General features: G+C 68.3%; 18 protein-coding genes. 13 read left to right on the forward strand and 5 right to left on the reverse strand.

Features of this window, described 5'->3' with window-relative positions:
- Window positions 1–42: 42 nt before the first annotated feature.
- Complete coding sequence (locus V9G19_RS25370) at window positions 43–831, reverse strand: inositol monophosphatase family protein (protein WP_462288170.1); 789 nt, start codon at window positions 829–831, stop codon at window positions 43–45.
- A 292-nt stretch (window positions 832–1123) separates the two neighbouring features.
- Between V9G19_RS25370 and V9G19_RS25375 the strand changes: the two genes are divergently transcribed.
- The 5 genes from V9G19_RS25375 to V9G19_RS25395 all read left to right on the forward strand — a co-directional run bounded on the left by V9G19_RS25375 (window position 1124) and on the right by V9G19_RS25395 (window position 7137).
- Complete coding sequence (locus V9G19_RS25375; protein ID WP_462288171.1) at window positions 1124–2821, forward strand: peptide ABC transporter substrate-binding protein; 1698 nt, start codon at window positions 1124–1126, stop codon at window positions 2819–2821.
- A 204-nt stretch (window positions 2822–3025) separates the two neighbouring features.
- Window positions 3026–3952, forward strand: coding sequence for an ABC transporter permease (locus V9G19_RS25380; protein WP_462288172.1), 927 nt, complete (start codon window positions 3026–3028; stop codon window positions 3950–3952).
- The gene (locus V9G19_RS25385) at window positions 3945–4874 is read left to right on the forward strand and encodes an ABC transporter permease (RefSeq protein ID WP_462288173.1); all 930 of its coding nucleotides are present in this window, start codon (window positions 3945–3947) and stop codon (window positions 4872–4874) included. The genes V9G19_RS25380 and V9G19_RS25385 overlap by 8 nt, the downstream gene beginning before the upstream one ends.
- Window positions 4875–4877: 3 nt before the next feature.
- Window positions 4878–5924 (forward strand): ABC transporter ATP-binding protein, encoded by a 1047-nt coding sequence (locus V9G19_RS25390; protein ID WP_462288174.1) that lies wholly within the window; start codon window positions 4878–4880, stop codon window positions 5922–5924.
- Entirely contained in the window at window positions 5917–7137 is a 1221-nt protein-coding gene (locus V9G19_RS25395) for an ABC transporter ATP-binding protein (RefSeq protein WP_462288175.1), read from the forward strand. Before V9G19_RS25390 ends, V9G19_RS25395 begins: the two co-directional genes overlap by 8 nt.
- A 109-nt stretch (window positions 7138–7246) precedes the next feature.
- Here V9G19_RS25395 and rsgA read toward each other — a convergent pair whose 3' ends face one another.
- From rsgA to V9G19_RS25410, 3 genes are read right to left on the reverse strand one after another with little or no spacing between them, the layout of a single operon-like run.
- Window positions 7247–8272 carry a ribosome small subunit-dependent GTPase A gene (gene rsgA, locus V9G19_RS25400; RefSeq protein WP_462288176.1) on the reverse strand — a complete coding sequence of 342 codons (1026 nt, stop codon included), beginning with the start codon at window positions 8270–8272 and terminating at the stop codon, window positions 7247–7249.
- A complete protein-coding gene (aroA, locus tag V9G19_RS25405) occupies window positions 8269–9564 on the reverse strand; it encodes a 3-phosphoshikimate 1-carboxyvinyltransferase (protein ID WP_462288177.1) in 1296 nt (431 codons plus the stop codon). Before aroA ends, rsgA begins: the two co-directional genes overlap by 4 nt.
- Complete coding sequence (locus tag V9G19_RS25410) at window positions 9551–10093, reverse strand: DoxX family protein (protein WP_462288178.1); 543 nt, start codon at window positions 10091–10093, stop codon at window positions 9551–9553. Before V9G19_RS25410 ends, aroA begins: the two co-directional genes overlap by 14 nt.
- Before the next feature lie 109 nt (window positions 10094–10202).
- Here V9G19_RS25410 and V9G19_RS25415 point away from each other — a divergent pair, with 109 nt between their 5' ends.
- Window positions 10203–11030, forward strand: coding sequence for an SOS response-associated peptidase (locus V9G19_RS25415; protein WP_462288179.1), 828 nt, complete (start codon window positions 10203–10205; stop codon window positions 11028–11030).
- Here V9G19_RS25415 and V9G19_RS25420 read toward each other — a convergent pair.
- The gene (locus tag V9G19_RS25420) at window positions 11027–12028 is read right to left on the reverse strand and encodes a sugar-binding transcriptional regulator (protein ID WP_462288180.1); all 1002 of its coding nucleotides are present in this window, start codon (window positions 12026–12028) and stop codon (window positions 11027–11029) included. The two genes, V9G19_RS25415 and V9G19_RS25420, sit on opposite strands and share 4 nt — an antisense overlap.
- A 72-nt stretch (window positions 12029–12100) precedes the next feature.
- Here V9G19_RS25420 and V9G19_RS25425 point away from each other — a divergent pair, with 72 nt between their 5' ends.
- The 7 genes from V9G19_RS25425 to prfB all read left to right on the forward strand — a co-directional run bounded on the left by V9G19_RS25425 (window position 12101) and on the right by prfB (window position 20055).
- Window positions 12101–13462 carry an ABC transporter substrate-binding protein gene (locus V9G19_RS25425; RefSeq protein ID WP_462288181.1) on the forward strand — a complete coding sequence of 454 codons (1362 nt, stop codon included), beginning with the start codon at window positions 12101–12103 and terminating at the stop codon, window positions 13460–13462.
- On the forward strand, window positions 13462–14403 hold the full coding sequence (locus tag V9G19_RS25430; RefSeq protein ID WP_462288182.1) for a carbohydrate ABC transporter permease: 942 nt from the start codon (window positions 13462–13464) through the stop codon (window positions 14401–14403). Before V9G19_RS25425 ends, V9G19_RS25430 begins: the two co-directional genes overlap by 1 nt.
- Window positions 14404–14438: 35 nt before the next feature.
- Window positions 14439–15263 carry a carbohydrate ABC transporter permease gene (locus tag V9G19_RS25435; RefSeq protein ID WP_462288487.1) on the forward strand — a complete coding sequence of 275 codons (825 nt, stop codon included), beginning with the start codon at window positions 14439–14441 and terminating at the stop codon, window positions 15261–15263.
- Complete coding sequence (locus tag V9G19_RS25440) at window positions 15263–16750, forward strand: mannitol dehydrogenase family protein (RefSeq protein WP_462288183.1); 1488 nt, start codon at window positions 15263–15265, stop codon at window positions 16748–16750. Before V9G19_RS25435 ends, V9G19_RS25440 begins: the two co-directional genes overlap by 1 nt.
- A 45-nt stretch (window positions 16751–16795) precedes the next feature.
- Window positions 16796–18211 carry an FGGY family carbohydrate kinase gene (locus tag V9G19_RS25445; protein ID WP_462288184.1) on the forward strand — a complete coding sequence of 472 codons (1416 nt, stop codon included), beginning with the start codon at window positions 16796–16798 and terminating at the stop codon, window positions 18209–18211.
- Window positions 18212–18221: 10 nt separating this feature from the next.
- Entirely contained in the window at window positions 18222–18842 is a 621-nt protein-coding gene (locus V9G19_RS25450) for an alpha/beta hydrolase family protein (RefSeq protein WP_462288185.1), read from the forward strand.
- Between the two features lie 144 nt (window positions 18843–18986).
- A protein-coding gene (gene prfB / locus V9G19_RS25455) for a peptide chain release factor 2 (protein ID WP_462288488.1) occupies window positions 18987–20055 on the forward strand; the annotation gives its coding sequence in 2 pieces (ribosomal slippage) (window positions 18987–20009 and window positions 20011–20055; 1068 coding nt in all).
- The last annotated feature ends 71 nt before the right edge of the window (window positions 20056–20126 follow it).

The following is a 20126-nucleotide window of genomic DNA, read 5'->3' on the forward strand; positions in this document are numbered from 1 at the left end:
ACTGCTGCTAGCAGAAGTTCCTCGCGGCCGGGACGGACCTGCTCACGGCTCGGGTGTAAGGGTGCGGAGCACGCGGTCGTGCAGCGCCCCGTTGGTGGCTACCGCGCTGGCGCCGAAGGGCCCGTCGCGGCCATCCAGCGAGGTGAACCGGCCGCCGGCCTCGGTGACGATCGGCGCCAGCGCCGCCATGTCGTGCAACGCCAGCTCCGGCTCGGCGGCGATGTCGAGGGCCCCCTCGGCCAGCAGCATGTAGGACCAGAAGTCGCCGTAGGCCCGATTGCGCCAACAGGAGTCGAGCAGGCCGAGCATCGCCTCGAGCCGGTCACTGGCGCGCCAGGAGATGACATCGGAGATCGAGATCGAGGCATCGGCCAGCCGCTCGATCCCCGAGACCTTGATCGGCCGGGCCGAGGTCAGCGCTCGGCCGGTCCACGCCCCGGTGCCCTTGGCGGCCCACCAGCGGCGGCCCAGGGCCGGGGCGGCGACCAGGCCCATGACGACGTCCGGGCCGTCGAGCAGCCCGATCAAGGTCGCCCACACCGGGACACCGCGCACGTAGTTGTTGGTGCCGTCGATCGGGTCGATCACCCACCGGCGCGGGCCGTGCCCGGTGTCGGGGAACTCCTCGCCGTGCACGGCGTCCCGGGGCCGGGTGCGCCCGAGCTGAGTGCGGATGAGTTCCTCGGCGGCCCGGTCGGCGTCGCTGACCCAGGTCAGGTCGGGCTTGGTCTCGACGTGCAGGTCCTCGGCGCGAAAGCGCGTCATCGTCACCCGCTCGACGGCATCTGCAAGGACATGGGCCAACCGGAGGTCGTCGTCGTAGCCGGGCATGGCCCCAACGTATCGTCGGTCGGCGGCCCGAGCGGGGAGGTTGGGCACAGCGCCACAATTGTCAAGTCGTGAGGCGGTTCTCGGAGTAATCGGTTGCTGGATGGCCGCGTTTGGGTCACATTTTCGTTGCGAGCGCCCGGGAAGGTCGCCAACCGCGGGCCCGTCGGACATAAGGTGACTGCCGTGGCCGCGCCAACTGCGGCCCCGTACGAAGCCGCACTCTCGACCGGGGGAGGGTTTCGGACCGCGCCGTCCCACGGGGGCCGGCGACTATCCATGTAGGAGGAAATCCATGCGAGGAACCACTCGCACTGCCGCCCTGGCGGGTGTCTCAGCCCTGGCGCTGTTGACAGCGGCCTGCAGCGGCGGCAGCGACGAACCGAGCTCGAGCACCGGCTCCGCCGGCCAAGGCGCGACGGGCGGCGAGCTCACGATCCACGGCTGCACCCCGCAGAACCCCTTCATCCCGTCCAACACCAACGAGACCTGCGGCGGCAACATCCTCGATGCGGTCTTGGCAAAGCTCGTCCACTACAACGCCGACACCGCGGCCCCTGAGATGGATCTCGCCGAGGCGATCGATTCCGACGACAACCAGACCTTCACGGTCAAGCTCAAGCCGGGGATGATGTTCTCCGACGGCACCGAGGTCAAGGCCAAGAACTTCGTCGACGCGTGGAACTGGAGCCGGGCCGGAAAGAACGCCCAGCTGAACGCCTACTTCTTCGACGTGATCGAGGGCGCCCTCGACATGGACTGCGGCCTGGTGACGCAGAAGAACAAGGAGACCGGCGAGGACGAAGAGGTCCCGGACTGCGAGAAGAAGCCGGCCAAGGCCGACACGATGACCGGCCTGAAGGTCGTCGACGACCACACCTTCACCATCAAGACCACCGAGAAGGTCTCCAACCTCCCGGTCCGCCTGGGCTACACGGCCTTCTCGCCGTTGCCCGACAGCTTCTTCGCCGACAACGGCAAGAGCTTCGAGACCAAGCCGATCGGCGCCGGCCCCTACAAGATGGACTCCTGGGACCCGGCCACCGGCGCGGTGCTGAGCAAGAACGCCGACTACAAGGGTGCCTTCGGCGGCAAGGCCGACAAGATCACCTTCAAGATCTACGAAGACACCGAGGCGGCCTACAAGGACGTCCAGGCCGGCCAGCTCGACATCCTCGACGCGCTTCCGGTCAGCTCCTACCAGGGTGAGAAGTACAAGCAGGATCTGCCCGACCGCTGGGTCGAGAAGGCCGTCGGCACGATCGCGACGATCACCTTCCCGCCGGAGAAGACCGACCCGAGCTACAAGAGCCCCGACCTGCGCAAGGCGATCTCGATGGCGATCGACCGCGATCTGATCATCAAGACGATCCTCGCCAACACCCGCACGCCGGCCACCGGCTGGGTCTCCCCGGTCGTCGACGGCTACAAGCCCGACGTGTGCGGTGAGTTCTGCAAGTACGACCCGACCAAGGCCAAGGAATACCTCGACAAGGCCGGCGGCTACAAGGGCACGATCACGCTGTCCTACAACGCCGATGGTGACCACAAGGCCTGGACCGAGGCGGCTTGCAACACGATCAAGGAAGCCCTCGGCGTCGACTGCAAGGCGGTCGCCGTCCCGACCTTCGGTGCCTTCCGGACCCAGATCACCGAGCACAAGATGAAGGGCCTGATCCGCACCGGCTGGCAGATGGACTACCCGTCGATCGAGAACTTCCTCGGCCCGCTGTATGCCACCGGCGCCGGTTCGAATGACGGCCTCTACTCCAACCCGACCTTCGACAACCTGCTCAAGGAGGCCGCGGCGGCCGACACCGTCAAGGCGGCCAACGCGAAGTACCAGGAGGCCGAGGCGGCCCTCGTGGACGACATGCCGGCCATCCCGATGTGGTACGGCAAGACCATCGCCGGCTGGGGCGAGCGCGTGGACAACGTCAAGGTCACCGCTTTTGGGACCATCGACCTGCCCAGCGTCACCGTCAAGTCCTGATCACCTCTCCGGGCACCGCTCGGATCAGTGAAGCTCGGTCGTGGCCCGCCGATTCGTCGGCGGGCCACGGCTGCGTCCGGCAAGAACTCTCGCGGACAGCACCTTTCCCCTTTTTTTGTTGACCGATCACCTCGCCGCAGCGCGTTCTGCCGGGTAGGGTCGGCACGTCCGAGTGAGCCTCGTCTCCTAAGCCAGTGAGGGTCGATGACCAAATACATCATCCGGCGGCTGCTCCAAATGATCCCCGTCATCATCGGGGCGACGTTTTTGATCTTCGCCCTGGTCTTCGCACTCCCCGGGGACCCCCTGGCCGGTCGCTGCGGCGAGCGCCCCTGTTCGCCGGCGTATGCCGCGAAGTTCCGGGCGGAGCACAACCTCGATGACCCGCTGCCCGTCCAGTACGCCAAATACATGGGCAAGCTCGCCCAGGGTGATTTCGGCACCACCTTCCAGGGCCTGAACGTGCGGACCGAGTTGCAGAAACGTTATCCGATCACCATTCGATTGGCGGTGATCGCGATCTGTTTTGAGATGGTCCTCGGGATCATTGCCGGCGTATTGGCGGGCATACGCAAGGGCAGATTCATGGACAATCTCGTCCTGGTGACGACGCTGGTGGTCATCGCCATCCCGACCTTCGTCCTCGGCTCGGTCGCCCAGACCTTCTTCGGCCTTAAATTGGGCCTCTTCCCGGTGACGGTCTCGCCGCGAGGGACGTGGTTTGAGTTGCTGCTACCCGGCATTGTGCTCGGCTCGCTGTCGCTGGCCTATGTGGCGCGGTTGACCCGAACCAACCTCGTCGAGAACCTGCGCGCCGACTACGTCCGCACGGCGGTTGCCAAGGGGTTGAGCCGGGGCCGGACGATCGGCGTCCACACGCTGCGCAACTCGTTGATTCCGGTGGTCACGTTCATCGGCGCCGACTTCGGCGGCCTGCTGGGCGGGGCAATCATCACCGAGCGGATCTTCAATATCCGCGGCGTCGGTGGCTATATCGCCCGCAGCATCGTCGTCAAGGACGGGGTCGCCGTCGTCGGGGCGGTCACCGTGCTCGTCATCGTCTATCTCCTGATGAACCTGATCGTCGACTTGCTCTACGGCGTTCTCGACCCGAGGATCAGCCATGACTGACCAGACCGCCTTCGCGCTCGAGGGCACCGCCGCGCAGGAGGCCGAGACCGTCGGCCAGGCCCAGTCGCTGACCGCCGAGGCCTGGGCCGAGCTGCGCCGCAACCCGCTGTTTTGGATCTCGCTCGTGTTGATCGTGTTCTTCGTAATCATGGCGGTCTTTCCGCAGCTGTTCACCCGAACCGACCCAACGGTCGCCGTGCTCCGGGAGAGTCTGGCGCCGCCGTCGAGCAAGGCGTGGTTCGGCCGCGACCTGCAGGGCTACGACGTCTATGCGCGCACGATTTATGGCGCCCGCGCCTCGATCCTCGTCGGTGTCTTCGCGACGATCGCGACCGGCATCCTCGGCGTGGTGATCGGGACGCTCGCCGGCTACTACGGGGGCTTCCTCGACGCCCTCGTCATGCGCATCACCGACATCTTCTTTGCCATCCCGTTCCTGCTCGGTGGCATCTTGTTCATGTCCACCTTCCCCAACACCGTCAACTCCAGCTATTTCTCAGTCGTCGGCAAGGTCGTGCTCGCGCTGGCAATCCTCGGCTGGCCGGGCATCGCGCGACTCATGCGTAGCGCCGTCTTGCAGGTCAAACCCAACGACTACGTCCAAGCGGCGCGCGCCCTCGGCGCCAGCCCGTGGCGGATCGTGCGATCGCACATCCTGCCCAATGCGATGGCGCCGGTGATCGTGGTCTCGATGATCAACCTGGGCGCCTATATCTCGGCCGAGGCCTCGCTGAGCTTCCTCGGCATCGGCCTGGTCGCCCCCGCCATCTCCTGGGGGGTGGCGATCTCGGATTCCCTCGTGATCATCCGCCAGGCGGTGTGGGTGCTGGCCTTCCCCAGCATCTTCCTCAGCCTCGCGGTGCTCGCCTTCATCATGCTCGGCGACGCCGTCCGCGACGCCTTCGACCCGAAAGGCCGGTGACCGATGGCTGGTGCAACCGCGGCGACGATCGCCGAGACCAAGGGCGGCAGCTCGCCCTATCATGCGCAGGACGGGCGTCTGCTCGATGTCGAGGATCTGCACGTCGAGTTTCACACCCGCTATGGCGTGGCCAAGGCGATCAACGGCGTCGACTTCCACCTCGACCAGGGCGAGTGCCTGGCGATTCTCGGGGAGTCCGGTTCCGGGAAGTCGGTGACGGCGCAGGCGGTCCTCGGCATCCTCGACATGCCGCCGGCCAGCATCCCCAAGGGCCGGGTCAGCTATTGCGGGCACGACCTGTTGACGATGCCCGAGGAGCAGCGCCGCAAGACCCGTGGCCCGGAGATCTCGATGATCTTCCAGGATGCCCTCAGCGCGCTGAACCCGACCTTCCCGGTCGGCTGGCAGATCGGCGAGATGTTCCGCACCCACCGCGGGATGAACAAGTCCGACGCCTATGCCCAGGCGGTCAAGCTGATGGAGCGCGTCTCCATCCCGGGGGCCAAGCAGCGGGTCAAGGCCTACCCGCACCAGTTCTCCGGCGGGATGCGCCAGCGCATCATGATCGCGATGGCGATCGCGCTCGACCCGGCGATCCTCATCGCCGACGAACCGACGACCGCGCTCGATGTCACCGTGCAAGCCCAGATCATGTCGCTGCTGCAGGAGTTGCAGCAGGAGCGGCAGATGGGCCTGATCCTGATCACCCACGACCTCGGCGTCGTCGCCGATGTCGCCGACCGGATCGCCGTCATGTATGCCGGGCGGATCGTCGAGGAGGCCGATGTGGGGGACATCTATACCCGGCCCGCGCATCCCTACACCAAGGGCCTGCTCGAGTCGATCCCGAGATTGGACCTCAAGGGCAAGGAGCTGGCTGCGATCGGCGGCCTGCCGCCCAACCTGATGAAGATCCCGCCCGGGTGTGCGTTCAACCCGCGGTGCCGAATGGCGCAGGATGTGTGCCGCCGCGACCTGCCGCCGCTTCTCGAGGTCGGTCCGCGCCGGAAGTCGGCATGCCACTTCTCCCAGGAGGTGCTCGGTGGCTGAGGTCATCCTCAAGGCGACCGATCTGGTCAAGCATTATCCGATCAAGACCGGCGTCATGCGCCGCACGACCGGGTGGGTCAAAGCGGTCGACGGCGTCAGCTTCGAGCTGCTGCAGGGCGAGACCCTTGGCGTCGTCGGTGAGTCCGGCTGCGGCAAGTCGACGCTCGGCCGGCTGCTCATGCGCCTGGAGGAGCCGACCTCGGGCAATGTCGAGTTCGAGGGCGTCAACATGCACGCCCAGTCCGGCAGCAATATGCGCAAGCTGCGCCGCGACATCCAGATCGTCTTCCAGGATCCCTACACCTCGCTCAACCCCCGCAAGACGGTCGGCGACATCATCGGCGAGCCGTTCGAGATCCACCCCGACGTCGTTCCCAAGGCCGGCCGGCGCAAGGCCGTCCAGGAGCTGTTGGAGAAGGTCGGTCTCAACCCCGAGCACATCAACCGCTTCCCGCACCAGTTCTCCGGCGGCCAGCGCCAGCGCATCGGCATCGCCCGCGGGATCGCGCTCAACCCCAAGGTGCTCATCTGCGACGAGCCGGTCTCGGCCCTGGACGTCTCGGTGCAGGCGCAGGTCATCAACCTGATGGAGAAGCTGCAGAACGAGCTCGGGCTGTCGTATGTCTTCATCGCCCACGACCTGTCGGTGGTGCGGCACATCTCCGATCGGGTCGCGGTCATGTATCTCGGCAAGATCGCCGAGCTGGGGGAGGAGGACGACGTCTACGACCGGCCGACCCACCCCTACACTCAGGCGCTGCTGTCCGCGGTCCCGGTGCCCGACCCGAGCACTCGCGGCACCCGCGAGCAGATCGTGCTGACCGGCGATGTCCCCTCCCCGGCGAACCCGCCGTCCGGGTGCCGCTTCCATACCCGCTGCTGGAAGGTGCAGGACCGCTGCAAGAGCGAGGTTCCGGCCCTGGAGATGCGCCCCGACGGCGACGAGGGCCACTTGTCGGCGTGTCATTTCGCCGAGGTGCGGGTGATCGTGGACACCTCGATCGCCGACAACGAGGGGCTGCTGTTCGACTCCGGGATTCAGGACCACGGCGTGCTCGTTGATGACCTCGTCGCGGACGAAACGCACGACCAGGTGCTCCCGGACGCATCGCTGGACGCCGAGGATGTGCGCGCCGACCGGGCCCCCGACCCCACGTTTGAGCACCCCGAGGAGTCCCAGGACCCGCAGATCCGCGACATCCGGCGCGGCTGAGCGGTCTTAGACCCCACAAAGTTCTCCGCTCCTGCCCGCGCAGAGCGTGGGGACCCAGTCGCTCCGATACTTTGCGCGGGCCACGGCAATTGCCAGACGCGCCCCAAGTTTAGTCTTCGCTCTGTTGGCCCCGGGCGCGCAGCAGGCGGCGCAGGCTGTCCAGGCGGGAGGCGCCGGCGGGTCCGGCACGCCCCGCGGCAACCCAGGCATCGAGGGCGCACTCCTCCTCGTCGTGGGTGCAGCCGCGCGGGCAGTCGGCGGTGCCGGGCTCCAAGTCGGGGAAGTGGGTGATGATCCGGGCCAGGTCGACGTGGGCCAGGCCGAAGGAGCGGATCCCCGGTGTGTCGACCACCCAACCGCCATCGGGCAACGCCAGCGCGACCGCCGACGTCGACGTATGCCGCCCCCGCCCGGTCACGTCGTTGACCTGCCCGGTCGCACGGTCGGCCGAGGGGACCAAGGCGTTGACCAGGGTCGATTTGCCGACTCCCGAGTGACCGACGAACACGCTGACCCGGTCGTGCAGGCGCGCGCGGACCTGGTCTAAGCCGGTGAAGCCCCCCGGGGTTTTGCTCGACGTCACGACATAGGGGACTTCGAGCGGCGTGTAATCCCGTAGGAAATCCTCGGGGTCGGCCAGATCGGACTTGGTCAGCACGAGCAGGGGGTCCAGGCCGGCGTCGTAGGCCGCCACCAGGCATCGGTCGATCAACCGGGGCCGCGGCTGCGGATTGATCAGCGCCGTGACGACCACCAACTGGTCGGCGTTGGCGACGATGACCCGCTCGACCGGGTCGGTGTCGTCGGCGGTGCGGCGCAGCACGCTCTCGCGCTCCTCGATGCGCACGATCCGAGCCAGGGTGTCGACCGCGCCACTGGTATCGCCCACGAGCGCGACCTGGTCGCCGACGACGACGCCCTTGCGGGCCAGCTCGCGAGCCTTCATCGCCAGGACGGTCCGCGGCTGGTCACCGGCTCGGACGAGTGTGGTGTAGCGACCCCGGTCGACCGCGGTCACGCGCCCGAGCACGGCGTCCTCGTGGCGGGGCCGTTCCTTCGAGCGTGGCCGGGAGCCGCGGGGATTGGGGCGAACCCGCACGTCCTCCTCGTCGTATCGGCGCCGCCCCGGGCTCACCGTTTGGCCGCCATGTCCGCCCAGAGTGTCGTGAACTCGGGCAGGGTTTTGGCGACGGTTCCCGGGTCGGCGATCTCCAGCCCTCGGGTGACCAACCCGATCACCGCGCCGGCCATGACCATCCGATGGTCGGCATAGGTGCGCCACCGGGCCGCGCGTGGCCGAGCGGGCGTGATCCGCAGCCCGTCCTCGCGCTCTTCGACACCGATTCCCACGCGATTCAGTTCGGTGGCCAAGGCCGTGATCCGGTCGGTTTCGTGGCCGCGGATGTGCGCCACCCCGCGGATGATGCTCGGCCCGTCAGCCAGCGCGGCCAAGGCGGCGACGACCGGCGTGAGCTCGCTGGCGTCGTGCAGGTCGATGTCGAGACCGGAGATCCCCGCGCCACCGGTGACCGTCAGGCCATCCCGGTCGAGGCGGACGTCGGCGCCCATGATGTCGAGGATGTCGCGCAGCGCGTCGCCGGCCTGGGTCGTGTATTGCGGCCAGCCGGGCACGCGCACCCGCCCACCGGTGACCACCGCGGCGGCGAGGAAGGGCGCGGCATTGGACAGGTCGGGCTCGATGACCACATCGAGACCGGACAGCGGACCGGGCTCGACGCTCCAGGTGTTGGGCTCGCCGTCGTCGACGATGCCGCCGGCGTCGCGGATGGTCTCGACGGTCATCGCGATGTGCGGCTCGCTGGGGACCGGCTTGCCCGTGTGCACGACCGTCACGCCGTCGTCGTATGCCGATCCGGCGAGCAGCAGGCTGGAAATGAACTGCGAGGACGCCGAGGCGTCCATCTCCACCCGGCCCCCGGTCACCGAAGCGCCGCCTCCGACCCGGAAGGGCAGGCCCCCACGACCGCCGTCGTCGACGCGTGCGCCGAGGGCGGCGAGCGCGTGGAGAATGGGTCCCATCGGCCGCGTGCGCGCCTGGGCATCACCGTCGAATTCGACCGGTGAGTCGGCCAGCGCTGCCACGGCCGGGACGAACCGCATGACGGTGCCCGCCAGGCCGCAGTCGATCGTCCGGCCGCCGCGGATCGGCCCGGGATCGATGATCCAGTCGCCCTCGCCGTCGGGGCCGTCGGTGATGTCCGCACCGAGCCGCCGCAGGGCCTTGGCCATCAAGACGGTGTCGCGTGAGCGCAGTGGCGCGCGCAGCCGGGAGGTGTCGTCGGCCAGCGCCGCGAGCACGAGGTAGCGGTTGGTCAGCGACTTGCTGCCCGGCAGCGTGACGACCGCGTTGATCGGTCGTTTGGCACCGGGAGGGGACCACAGATCAGGGGGATCAGCGGATGGCACTGTGGGCTTCAGCCACCTTCAGCCGCGCTTCGCGTTTGGCGGCTCGCGCGGCGTGCCGGGCGTCCTTGCGGGCGCTCGCCGCCGTGCGTTGGGCGCTGTCTCCGAGCAGCTTGGCGCGGTAGGCCAGCCCGGGCTTGCCCTCGGTGTCGACGCTGGCCAGCAGCAACCCGCCCAACAGGCCCACGTTCTTGAGGAACTGCACTCGTTCGCGGGAGCGGGCGCTCGGGTCGGTCTCATTCCAGAACGCGTGCCCGGCCGCGGTCGTCGGGACCAGCGAGGTGGCCAGGGCCAGTGACGCCAGCCGGGGGAAGCGCCCGGCGGCGAGCAGCCCACCGGCGGCGACCATGGTGGCCCCATTGGCGCGCACCATCAGCTCGGTGTCATCGGGCAGCCCCAGCGGCCTCGCGAGGGCACGCACGACCGGCTCGGCCTTGGCCGCACGCGTGCCCGGGTGGCGCAGGGTGTCCAGTCCGGCGACGACGAAGATGCCGGCCAGCAGCGGCCGGGCGATCTTGCGGACGACACTCATGGTGGGTTCAACTCCTTCGATTTACAGCGATTCGATGACCTACGGTAGACGCAACCCGGCGGCCTTCCCACCCGAGAGGCCGCCCAACCTCGACCAACAAGGCGGCAGGATGTGCGGACGATATGCCGCGAGCGCGGACCTGAGCGAGCTGGTCGAGGAGTTCGACGTCGACGTCGACCTGCACGAGGAGCCGGCGCGCTCGCTGCTGAAGACCCCGCAGCACCCCCCAGCGGGCACGCCGGACTGGAATATGGCCCCGACCAAGGCCGCCCCCGTCGTGCTGTCCCGGCGCGAACGCGACACCGCAGAGATCACCCGGCAGCTGCGGCTGCTCTCCTGGGGCCTGGTCCCCTCGTGGGCAAAGGGGCCCGGTGCCGGTGCCCGGATGATCAACGCGCGCGCCGACACGGTCGCCACCAAGCCGGCCTTCAGCAAGGCGCTGGCGGCCCGCCGCGCGCTGATCCCGGCCCAGGGGTGGTATGAGTGGCAGGCCTCCCCGACGGCGACCGATGCCAAGGGCAAGCCGCGCAAGCAACCGTTCTTCATTCACCGCGCCGACGGCGCCGACCTGGCGATGGCGGGGCTCTATGAGTTCTGGCGGGACAAGGCGATCGCCGATTCCGAGGACCAGCAGGCCTGGCTGGTGACGTTCACGATCCTCACGACGAGCGCCGAGCCCGGCCTGGATCGCATCCACGACCGCCAGCCGCTCGTGCTCGAGCGTCCGGATTGGGCGCGCTGGCTCGACCCTGAACTCACCGACCCCACGGCGGTCGCCGACCTGCTCGCGTATGCCGATCCCGGCCGGTTCGTCGCCTATCCCGTCTCGCGGGCGGTCAGCTCCAACCGCAACAACGGCCCCCACCTGCTCGATCCGGCCCCGAGCGCCGACCTCGTCGGCGTCGTGGACCCGATGACCGTCGAAGTTATCAATTAGCCGTCCGCCATCACGATCGCGATCTCGGTGTCAACGACGACGGAGTTGACCAGCCCGGCCAGGATGCTCGCACGCACGGCCGGCGCCTTGGTTGCTCCGGAGGCGATGCCGATCACTTCGGGGATGGCGCGTAGTTGGTCGGCGCGCACGGTGACCAGCCGGTCGTCGAGGATCGTGGGCACCGGGTTGCCGCCGCGGTCGAAACACACCCCGGCGGCCTCGCCGATCACGCCTGCGGCGGCAACGGCCCGGCGATCGGCATCGCCGATGACCCGGTAGATCGTCGACGATCCCTCGGTCCAGGCGCCGATCCCGACGACGGCCTTGGTGACCCGGTGGACCTGGCGCAGCGCGTCGGCGACGGTGGGCTGTCGCCGCAGCGCCCGGGCCGAGTGGGCGTCATCGAGGAGCATCGGCGCATAGAACAGATGCGACTCGCCCCCGGCCAGCCGGGCGGCCCGGCTGACCAGGTCGACGGGGCTCGACGTCTCGCCGGGGATGACCAGCGCGCCGCTGAGCTGGACGATCGGCACCGGCGGCAGGCGGGTCATCGTCGCGAGCATGTCGGCGATGGAGCGGGCCCAGGGCAGACCGAGGACGTCATCGTCCATAACGATTTCACCAAGAAGCCGACCGGCCACGGCGCCAACCTCAGCCCGGGTCTCCGGAGTCCCGTCGGTCACGACAACCGCGCAATGGGCCAACCCATAGCGCTCCTGCAAGCGTCCCGCCAGGTCGGCGTCGATGCGGCCAACCGGCGCAATCTCGATGCGCACCAACCCACTTTCTCGCGCGAGGTCGAGCAGCCGGGCGACCTTGAAGCGGCTGATGCCGAGTGCGGACGCGATCTCGACCTTGGACTGACCGCGCAGGTAGTGGCGCCGGGCGACTGCGGCCATCATCACCAGCTCGCTCGGGCCGAGTTCCGGGGTCACGATCGCCGTCCCATCGAGTGTCCTGACCAGTTGACAAGACCTGCCGGTGACCACTTTACTCATCTGCGCGGCTGTTGCGCTCAGATGAGCGCTGACGTCCGCGATCGAGAATTCCGACAATCACTGGAGGCAAGGATGCCGAGACGGTGCCCGAGATCGGGTGCGTTCGCCGTCGTCACCGTGGTCACCCTCGCCGGCTGCGCCGGCTGGGGCGGCGGCGGGGTTGGGGGAGGCGGCGCGGACAGCATCAACGTCCTGATGGTCAACAACCCGCAGATGGTCGATCTGCAACAGCTGACCGCGGACAACTTCACCGCCAAGACCGGAATCAAGGTCAACTTCACGGTCCTGCCCGAGAACGACGTCCGCGACAAGATCAGCCAGGAGTTCACCAGCCAGGCCGGGCAGTATGACGTCGCCTCGCTGTCCAATTTCGAGATCCCGATCTATGCCAAGGCGAAGTGGATCGCCCCGATGGACGACTTCATCGCCAAGGATGCCGCCTTCGATCAGGACGACATCCTGAAGCCGATGACCGTCTCGCTTTCCTCCGACGGCAAGATCTACGGTCAGCCCTTCTATGGCGAGTCGTCGTTCCTCATGTACCGCAAGGACGTCCTGGACGCCAAGGGCATCACGATGCCGAGCAACCCGACGTGGGACGAGGTCGCCAAGATCGCGGCCGACGCCGATGGCGCCGAGCCGGGCATGCGGGGCATCTGCCTGCGCGGCCAGCCGGGCTGGGGCCAGATCTTCGCCCCGCTCACCACGGTCGTCAACACCTTCGGCGGCACTTGGTTCAATCAGGACTGGACGCCGGGAGTCAACGCCCCGGAGTTCAAGGCGGCGGTGAACTTCTATGTCGACCTCGTGCGCGCCCACGGCGAAAATGGCGCGCCCCAGGCCGGGTTCACCGAGTGCCTCAACAACGTCATGCAGGGCAACACCGCCATGTGGTATGACGCCACCTCTGCCGCCGGGTCGTTGGAGGCGGACGGCTCGAAGGTCAAGGGCAAGATGGCCTATGTCGCCGCGCCGGTGAAGGAGACCAAGTCCTCCGGCTGGCTGTATGCCTGGTCCTGGAGTATTCAGGCGGCGAGCACAAAGCAGGAGAACGCCTGGAAGTTCATCTCTTGGGCCTCCTCCAAGGAATACGAGGAACTGGTCGGCAAGGAACTCGGCTGGGCCCGAGTGCCCGCCGGCAAACGCGCCTCCACCTACGAGAACGCCGACTACCTCCAGGTCGCCAGCGCCTTCGCCAAGCCGACGCTCGATGCGATCTCCTCGGCCGACCCGGCGAACGCGGGCGTGCAGAAACGGCCGGCGATCGGGGTGCAATTCATCGACATCCCCGAGTTCCCCGACCTCGGCACCCAGGTCAGCCAGGACGTCAGCGCGGCGATCGCGGGGCAGACCACGGTCGATGAGGCACTGGACAAGGGCCAGCAGCTGGCCGAGGACATCGCCGAGCGCTACCAGGCGCGAGAGGAGAAGTGATGGCAACCAACACCGCGCTCGCCGCATCCGGCAAGGCGGCACCCGCCCCCTCGCAACGGCTCCAAGGGGCGGGGGACTGGGCGCGCCGACTCCCGCTGCTGCCCGCGCTGATCTTCACGATCGCCTTGACCCAGCTGCCGTTCGTGATGACGATCATCGTCTCGTTCATGAACTGGAACGCCTACTACCCCGACGAGCGTGGCTTCGCCGGCGTCGACAACTTCGTTCGCGTGTTCAGCAACGTCAACGCCCGCAAGGCGGTTCTGGTCACGATCATTTTGACGGTGTCGGTCGTGCTGATCAGCCTGGTCCTTGGCCTGCTCATCGCCCTGCTGCTCGACCGCAAGTTCCGCGGCCGCGGGATCGTCCGCACGCTGATGATCACCCCCTTCCTCGTCGTCCCGGTCGCCGCGGCGTTGCTGTGGAAGCACGCGCTCTACAACCCGGAATACGGGCTGCTGAACGGCATGCTCACCGCGATCTTCGGGGACAACGCCCCGCAACCGGACTGGATCAGCAACAACCCGCTGATCGCGATCATCGTCGCCCTGGTGTGGCAGTGGACGCCGTTCATGATGCTTATCCTGCTCGCCGGGCTGACCAGCCGGCCGATGGACGTCGTCGAGGCGGCCAAGATCGACGGCGCCAGCAGTTGGCAGATCTTCACCCACATGACGCTGCCGCACCTGCGCCAGTACATCGAGCTATCCGGGCTGCTCGGAGCGATCTATGTGGTCCAGAACTTCGACCACGTGTTCACGATCACCTCCGGCGGGCTGGGCACGGCCAACCTGCCCTACTTCATCTACCAGACCTTCTACACCGCTCAGGACTACGGTCGCGCCTCCGCCGCGGGCGTCGTCGTGGTCATCGGAACGATGATCATCGCGACCTTGGCGTTGCGGACCGCCTTCAGCCTGTTCAAGGAGGAGAACAAGTGAGCACCGTACCCAGCGCCCACGGCGGTCAGATCGAGATCCGCCACCAAAAGCCTCCGCGATCGGGGGTCGTCCTCAGCGTCCTGGCCTGGGTGGTCGGCATCCTGTTCGCCTTCCCGGTGGTGTGGATGGTGCTGACCTCCTTCCACAGCGAGGCCGACGCCGCGACTAATCCGCCGAGCTTCTTCGCCCCGCTCAGCCTCGACGGCTACCGCACCTTCTTCGACGCCGGGCCGTGGCCGCCGCTGCTCAACAGCCTGACCGCGAGCGTGGTGTCCACGCTGTTGGTGTTGGTGCTCGCCTTCCCCGCGGCATACGCACTGTCGATCCGGCCCGTGCGCAAGTGGACCGACGTGCTGTTCTTCTTCCTGTCGACCAAGATGCTGCCGATCGTCGCCGGCATCCTGCCGATCTATATGTTCGCCCAAAAGACCAAGCTGCTGGACAACATCTGGCTGCTGGTCATCCTCTACACCTCGATGAACCTGCCGATTGCCGTATGGATGCTGCGCAGCTTCCTCGCCGAGGTCCCGGTCGAGATGCTCGAGGCCGCGCAGGTCGACGGGGCGAACCTGTCGACGACGCTGCGCAAGGTCATTGCCCCGGTCGTCATGCCCGGGATCGCCTCGGCGGCGTTGATCTGCTTCATCTTCAGCTGGAACGAACTGCTGCTCGCCCGCGTGCTCACCGGCACCAAGGCGGGAACGGCGCCGGTCTTCCTCACCGGCTTCGTGACCAGCCAGGGCCTCTTCCTCGCCAAGGTGTGCGCCGCCTCGTTCATCGTGTCCCTGCCGGTGCTCATCGCCGGTTTCGCGGCGCAGGACAAGCTCGTGCAGGGTCTGTCGATGGGTGCGGTTCGCTGATGGCGCAAGCCCCCCTGACGTTGAGCACGGCCACCCTCGGCGACCTGCCCGCCGAGGTGGCCGTGCCGGCATACGACCGTGGCCGGGTCACTGCCGGCATGGTCCACTTCGGTGTCGGTGGGTTCTTCCGCGCCCACCAGGCGATGTATCTCGACCAGCTGATGAACCAGGGTTCGGCGCTGGACTGGGGGATCGTCGGGGTCGGCACGATGCCCGGCGATGTCCGGATGCGCGATGCCCTGCACGCGCAGGACTGCCTCTATACGCTGGTCTTGAAGCACCCGGACGGCTCGCGCGAGGCCCGAGTCATCGGGTCACTCGTCGATTACCTGTTTGCGCCCGACGACCCGCAGGCGGTGCTGGATCGCCTGGCCGACCCGGGCACCCGGATCGTGTCGATGACGGTGACGGAGGGCGGCTACCACGTCAACCAGGTGACCGGGGAGTTCGATCCCCACGGCGCCGATGTGGAGGCGGACCTGGCCGGGGATGGCTTGCCGCGCAGCGTCTTCGGGTTCATCACCGCGGTCGCCCGGATGCGCCGCGACGCGGGCACGCCACCGTTCACCGTGATGTCCTGCGACAACCTGCCCGGCAACGGCCACGTCGCCGGCACGATGATCCTCGCCTTCGCGAAGCTGCAGGACCCCGAGCTCGCGGCCTACATGCGCGAGCACATCCCGTTCCCGAATTGCATGGTCGACCGGATCACGCCGGTGACCCAACAGGTCGACATCGCCGATCTCGCCGAGCGGTTCGCCGTTGCCGATGCCTGGCCGGTGGTCTGCGAGCCCTACACCCAGTGGGTGCTGGAGAATCACTTCGCCAGCGGGCGGCCGGCATACGAGGACGTCGGTGTCCAGATCGTCGACGATGTCGGGCCGTATGAGCTGATGAAGCTGCGGCTGCTCAACGCCTCCCACCAGGCGCTGTGCTATCTCGGCTATCTGAGCGGCTATCGCTATGCGCACGAGGTCTGCCAGGACCCGCTGTTCGTGCGCTTCCTGCTCGGCTATATGGAGGATGAGGGCAGCCCGACGTTGCCCGAGGTGCCCGGGGTCGACCTGGATGCCTACCGCCACCAGCTCATCGAGCGCTTCGCCAACCCGCAGGTGCGCGACACCCTCGCCCGGCTGTGCGCGGAGAGTTCCGACCGGATCCCGAAGTGGCTGGTCCCGGTCATCGACCAGAACCTCGCCGACGGTGGTCAGATCGAGCGGTCGGCGCTCGTCGTCGCCGCGTGGGCGCGCTACGCCGAGGGCGTCGACGAGCAGGGCCAGCCGATCGAGGTCGTCGACCGCCACAAGGACAAGGTGATGGCCGCGGCCCGTGCCCAGGCGCAGGACGACCTCGCCTTCCTGCGCGACCGGGACTTCTTCGGCGCGTTGGCCGAGGACGAGCGCTTCACCGGGCCCTACCGGCGCTTCCTCGCCAGCCTGCACGAGAACGGCGCGCGGGCCACTCTCGAGGCGCTTGCGGGTGGCTGACCACGGCCGGGTCGGGGAGGTCAGCGCACGAATAGGATCGCGGCCATGAGCTCGGAAACCCTGGTTGCGGGAGTGGACAGTTCGACCCAGTCGTGCAAGATCGTGGTCTGCAACGCCGAGACCGGGGCGTTGGTGCGCACCGCCCGGGCGCCCCATCCCGACGGCACCGAGGTCGATCCGCACGCGTGGTGGCGGGCCTGGCGCCAGGCCAGCGGTGACGGGATCCTCGACGGCGTCCAGGCCATCGCGGTCGGCGGCCAGCAGCACGGCATGGTGACCCTGGACGCCGATGGCGAGGTGGTGCGCCCGGCGCTGCTGTGGAATGACACCCGCTCGGCCGGCGCCGCCGCCGACCTGGTGTCGGAGTTCGGCGGCCCGCAGGCATGGGCCGAGCAGATCGGCCTCGTGCCGGTCGCGGCGATCACCGCGACCAAACTGCGCTGGCTGGCGCGCACCGAGCCCGACAACCTGGAGCGCTCCCGCACGTGCGTGCTCCCGCACGACTGGCTCACCGGGCGGATCCTGCAGGACGGCAACGGCTTTGAGCGCTGGACCACCGATCGGGGGGACGCGTCCGGCACCGGCTACTGGTCGGCGCACAGCCAGGACTATCGGCCCGACGTCATGGAGCTGGCCATTGGCCGGACCATCGAGGTTCCCGAGGTGCTGGCGCCCAATGCCGTTGCCGGGCGGACCGATTCGGGCATGCTCGTGGGGCCGGGCACGGGGGACAATATGGGCGCGGCGCTCGGCCTGGGCCTGGCCCCCGGAGATGTCGTGGTCTCCTTGGGGACCAGCGGAACGGTCTTTGCCCGGCACGCCGACCCGCTGGCCGATGCCTCCGGCGCGTTGCAGTCCTTCGCCGACGCCGAGGGCGGCTACCTGCCGCTGCTGTGCACGCTCAACGCGGCCCGGGTGATGAATGCGGGCGCGACGATCCTCGGCGTGGACTATGCCGAGTTCGACCGGCTGGCCCTGGCCGCGGCGCCGGGTGCCGGGGGGCTGACCCTGCTGCCCTATCTGGACGGCGAGCGCACACCGAACCTGCCCGGGGCGAGCGGCACCCTGCTCGGTCTCACCCGGGCCAACGCGACCCCGGAGAACCTCGCCCGCGCCCATGTCGAAGGGATGCTGCTCAATCTCGTTGCGGGAGTGGCTGCCCTGCGCGAGCATGGCGTGCCGGTCGAACGCATCCTGCTCGTCGGCGGGGCGGCCGCCTCGGTTGCGGTCCACGACATCGCGCCCCTGCTCTTCGGTGTTCCGGTGGCTGTGCCGGCGGCGGGGGAGTACGTCGGGATCGGTGCGGCCCGGCAGGCGGCGTGGACGTTGTCGGGGGGTGCCGGGCCACCGGTGTGGGAGATCTCCATCGACGTCGTGGCTGAACCGGGAGCCCCCGACGCCGGGGCCGAGATCGTCGCGCGCTACCGCGACGCGGTCCGCACCGTTCACGGCATCGGCTAGCCGACCCGCGGTGGCCGAGCACGTCGAGTTGGACACGCCTCAGGGTCCGGGGCGGGGGCACATCTATGCCGGTTCGGCGCCCGCCGCGGCGACGGTCGTGCTCGGCCACGGCGCCGGCGGCGGGATCGGGGCGAGCGACCTGATGCTCCTCGCCGCCCGGCTGCCCGAGCACGGTTATCGGGTCGTCCTCATCGAGCAACCGTGGAAGGTCGCCGGACGCAAGCTCGCCGGCCGGCCGCCGACCCTGGACGCCGCCTGGGTCCCGATGCTCACGCAGCTCGACATCGTCGGCAAGCTCGTCGTCGGCGGGCGCAGCGCGGGTGCCCGCGTCGCCTGCCGCACCGCGGAAACGGTTGGGGCGCACGGCGTGCTGTGCCTGTCCTTCCCGCTCCACCCGCCGGGCAAACCCGAGTCGTCGCGAGCCGGTGAGCTGCGGACGCCGGGAGAGCACGGCATACCGGTGCGGGTCATCCAGGGCGCGAAGGACCCCTTCGGGACGCCGGAGGAGGTCCGTCGGGTGCTGACCGACGGGCGGTGGGTTGCCCAGGTCGCGGGCGCTCACTCGTTCGGCCGGAACCCGACCGATGTCCTCGACGCGGCGCTGGCCTTTCTGCCCCAGCTGCTGGCGTGACCTCCACCTTCGAGTGACTCAGAGTTCAAACAGCGGCCGGCGGCGGGACTCGGTGGCATGGCGGTCACCCTATCCGCCGCTGCCGTAGGCTAGATCCTCGTGGCTACCGACTACGCCGAGGCGATCACGAACCTGCGCGCGACCATGGCGTCGGTGCGCGAGGTCACCGATCTCGACACGCTGGCCACCAAGATCGCCGATCTGGAAACCCGCGCGGGGGCGCCGGATCTGTGGGATGACCAGGACAACGCCCAAAAAGTCACCTCCGCCCTGTCCCGGGCGATCGCCGAGCGCGACCGGGTGCTCGAGATGGATTCGCGGATCGACGATCTGGAGGTGCTCGTCGAACTCGGGCAGGAGGAGGCCGACGAGGCCACGCTCGCCGAGGCCGAGCGCGAGCTGGCGGCGATCACCAAAAGCGTGGGCGAACTCGAAGTGCGCACCTTGCTGTCGGGTGAGTATGACGAGCGCGAGGCAGTCGTGACGATTCGCTCCGGCGCCGGCGGGGTGGATGCCGCCGATTTCGCCGAGATGCTCTACCGGATGTATGACCGGTGGGCCGAGCGCCACGGCTACCCGACGAAGGTGCTCGACACCTCCCGGGCCGAGGAGGCGGGGCTAAAGAGCGTGACCTTCGAGGTGAACGTCCCTTATGCTTACGGCAATCTCTCGGTCGAAGGCGGCACCCACCGGCTGGTGCGGATCAGCCCGTTCGACAATCAGGGCCGGCGCCAGACCTCCTTCGCCGCGGTCGAGGTCATCCCGCTGATCGAGTCCACCGACCACATCGACATCCCCGACAACGAGATCAAGGTCGACGTCTTCCGCTCCTCCGGCCCCGGCGGGCAGAGCGTCAACACAACCGACTCCGCGGTGCGGATGACGCACATCCCCACCGGCATCGTCGTCTCGATGCAGGACGAGAAGTCCCAGATCCAAAACCGCGCGGCGGCGCTGCGGGTGTTGCAGTCGCGGCTGCTGCTGCTGCGCCAGGCCGAGGAGGCGGCGACCAAGAAGGAACTCGCCGGCGACATCAAGGCCAGCTGGGGAGATCAGATGCGCTCCTATGTCCTGCAGCCCTATCAGATGGTCAAGGATCTGCGCACCAACCACGAGGTCGGCAACCCGCAGGCGGTCTTCGACGGTGACATCGACGACTTCATCGAAGGCCGGCATCCGGTGGCGACGCTCCCAGGAAGCAGCCAGGGACTAGCTCGACAATCCACCGACGTATGCTCTCGTGGGCGCCCGCTCCGCGCGCCCCTGACCGAAGGCTCCCCGCTG

This window comes from Nostocoides sp., assembly GCF_037045025.1.
Lineage (GTDB): Bacteria > Actinomycetota > Actinomycetes > Actinomycetales > Dermatophilaceae > Nostocoides_A.

Bases quoted from the DNA above. Each gene is read 5' to 3' on its own strand.
- V9G19_RS25370 (WP_462288170.1), bottom strand. From the start codon at position 831: ATGCCCGGCTACGACGACGACCTCCGGTTGGCCCATGTCCTTGCAGAT.
- V9G19_RS25375 (WP_462288171.1), top strand. From the start codon at position 1,124: ATGCGAGGAACCACTCGCACTGCCGCCCTGGCGGGTGTCTCAGCCCTG.
- V9G19_RS25380 (WP_462288172.1), top strand. From the start codon at position 3,026: ATGACCAAATACATCATCCGGCGGCTGCTCCAAATGATCCCCGTCATC.
- V9G19_RS25385 (WP_462288173.1), top strand. From the start codon at position 3,945: ATGACTGACCAGACCGCCTTCGCGCTCGAGGGCACCGCCGCGCAGGAG.
- V9G19_RS25390 (WP_462288174.1), top strand. From the start codon at position 4,878: ATGGCTGGTGCAACCGCGGCGACGATCGCCGAGACCAAGGGCGGCAGC.
- V9G19_RS25410 (WP_462288178.1), bottom strand. From the start codon at position 10,093: ATGAGTGTCGTCCGCAAGATCGCCCGGCCGCTGCTGGCCGGCATCTTC.
- V9G19_RS25415 (WP_462288179.1), top strand. From the start codon at position 10,203: ATGTGCGGACGATATGCCGCGAGCGCGGACCTGAGCGAGCTGGTCGAG.
- V9G19_RS25420 (WP_462288180.1), bottom strand. From the start codon at position 12,028: ATGAGTAAAGTGGTCACCGGCAGGTCTTGTCAACTGGTCAGGACACTC.
- V9G19_RS25425 (WP_462288181.1), top strand. From the start codon at position 12,101: ATGCCGAGACGGTGCCCGAGATCGGGTGCGTTCGCCGTCGTCACCGTG.
- V9G19_RS25430 (WP_462288182.1), top strand. From the start codon at position 13,462: ATGGCAACCAACACCGCGCTCGCCGCATCCGGCAAGGCGGCACCCGCC.
- V9G19_RS25440 (WP_462288183.1), top strand. From the start codon at position 15,263: ATGGCGCAAGCCCCCCTGACGTTGAGCACGGCCACCCTCGGCGACCTG.
- V9G19_RS25445 (WP_462288184.1), top strand. From the start codon at position 16,796: ATGAGCTCGGAAACCCTGGTTGCGGGAGTGGACAGTTCGACCCAGTCG.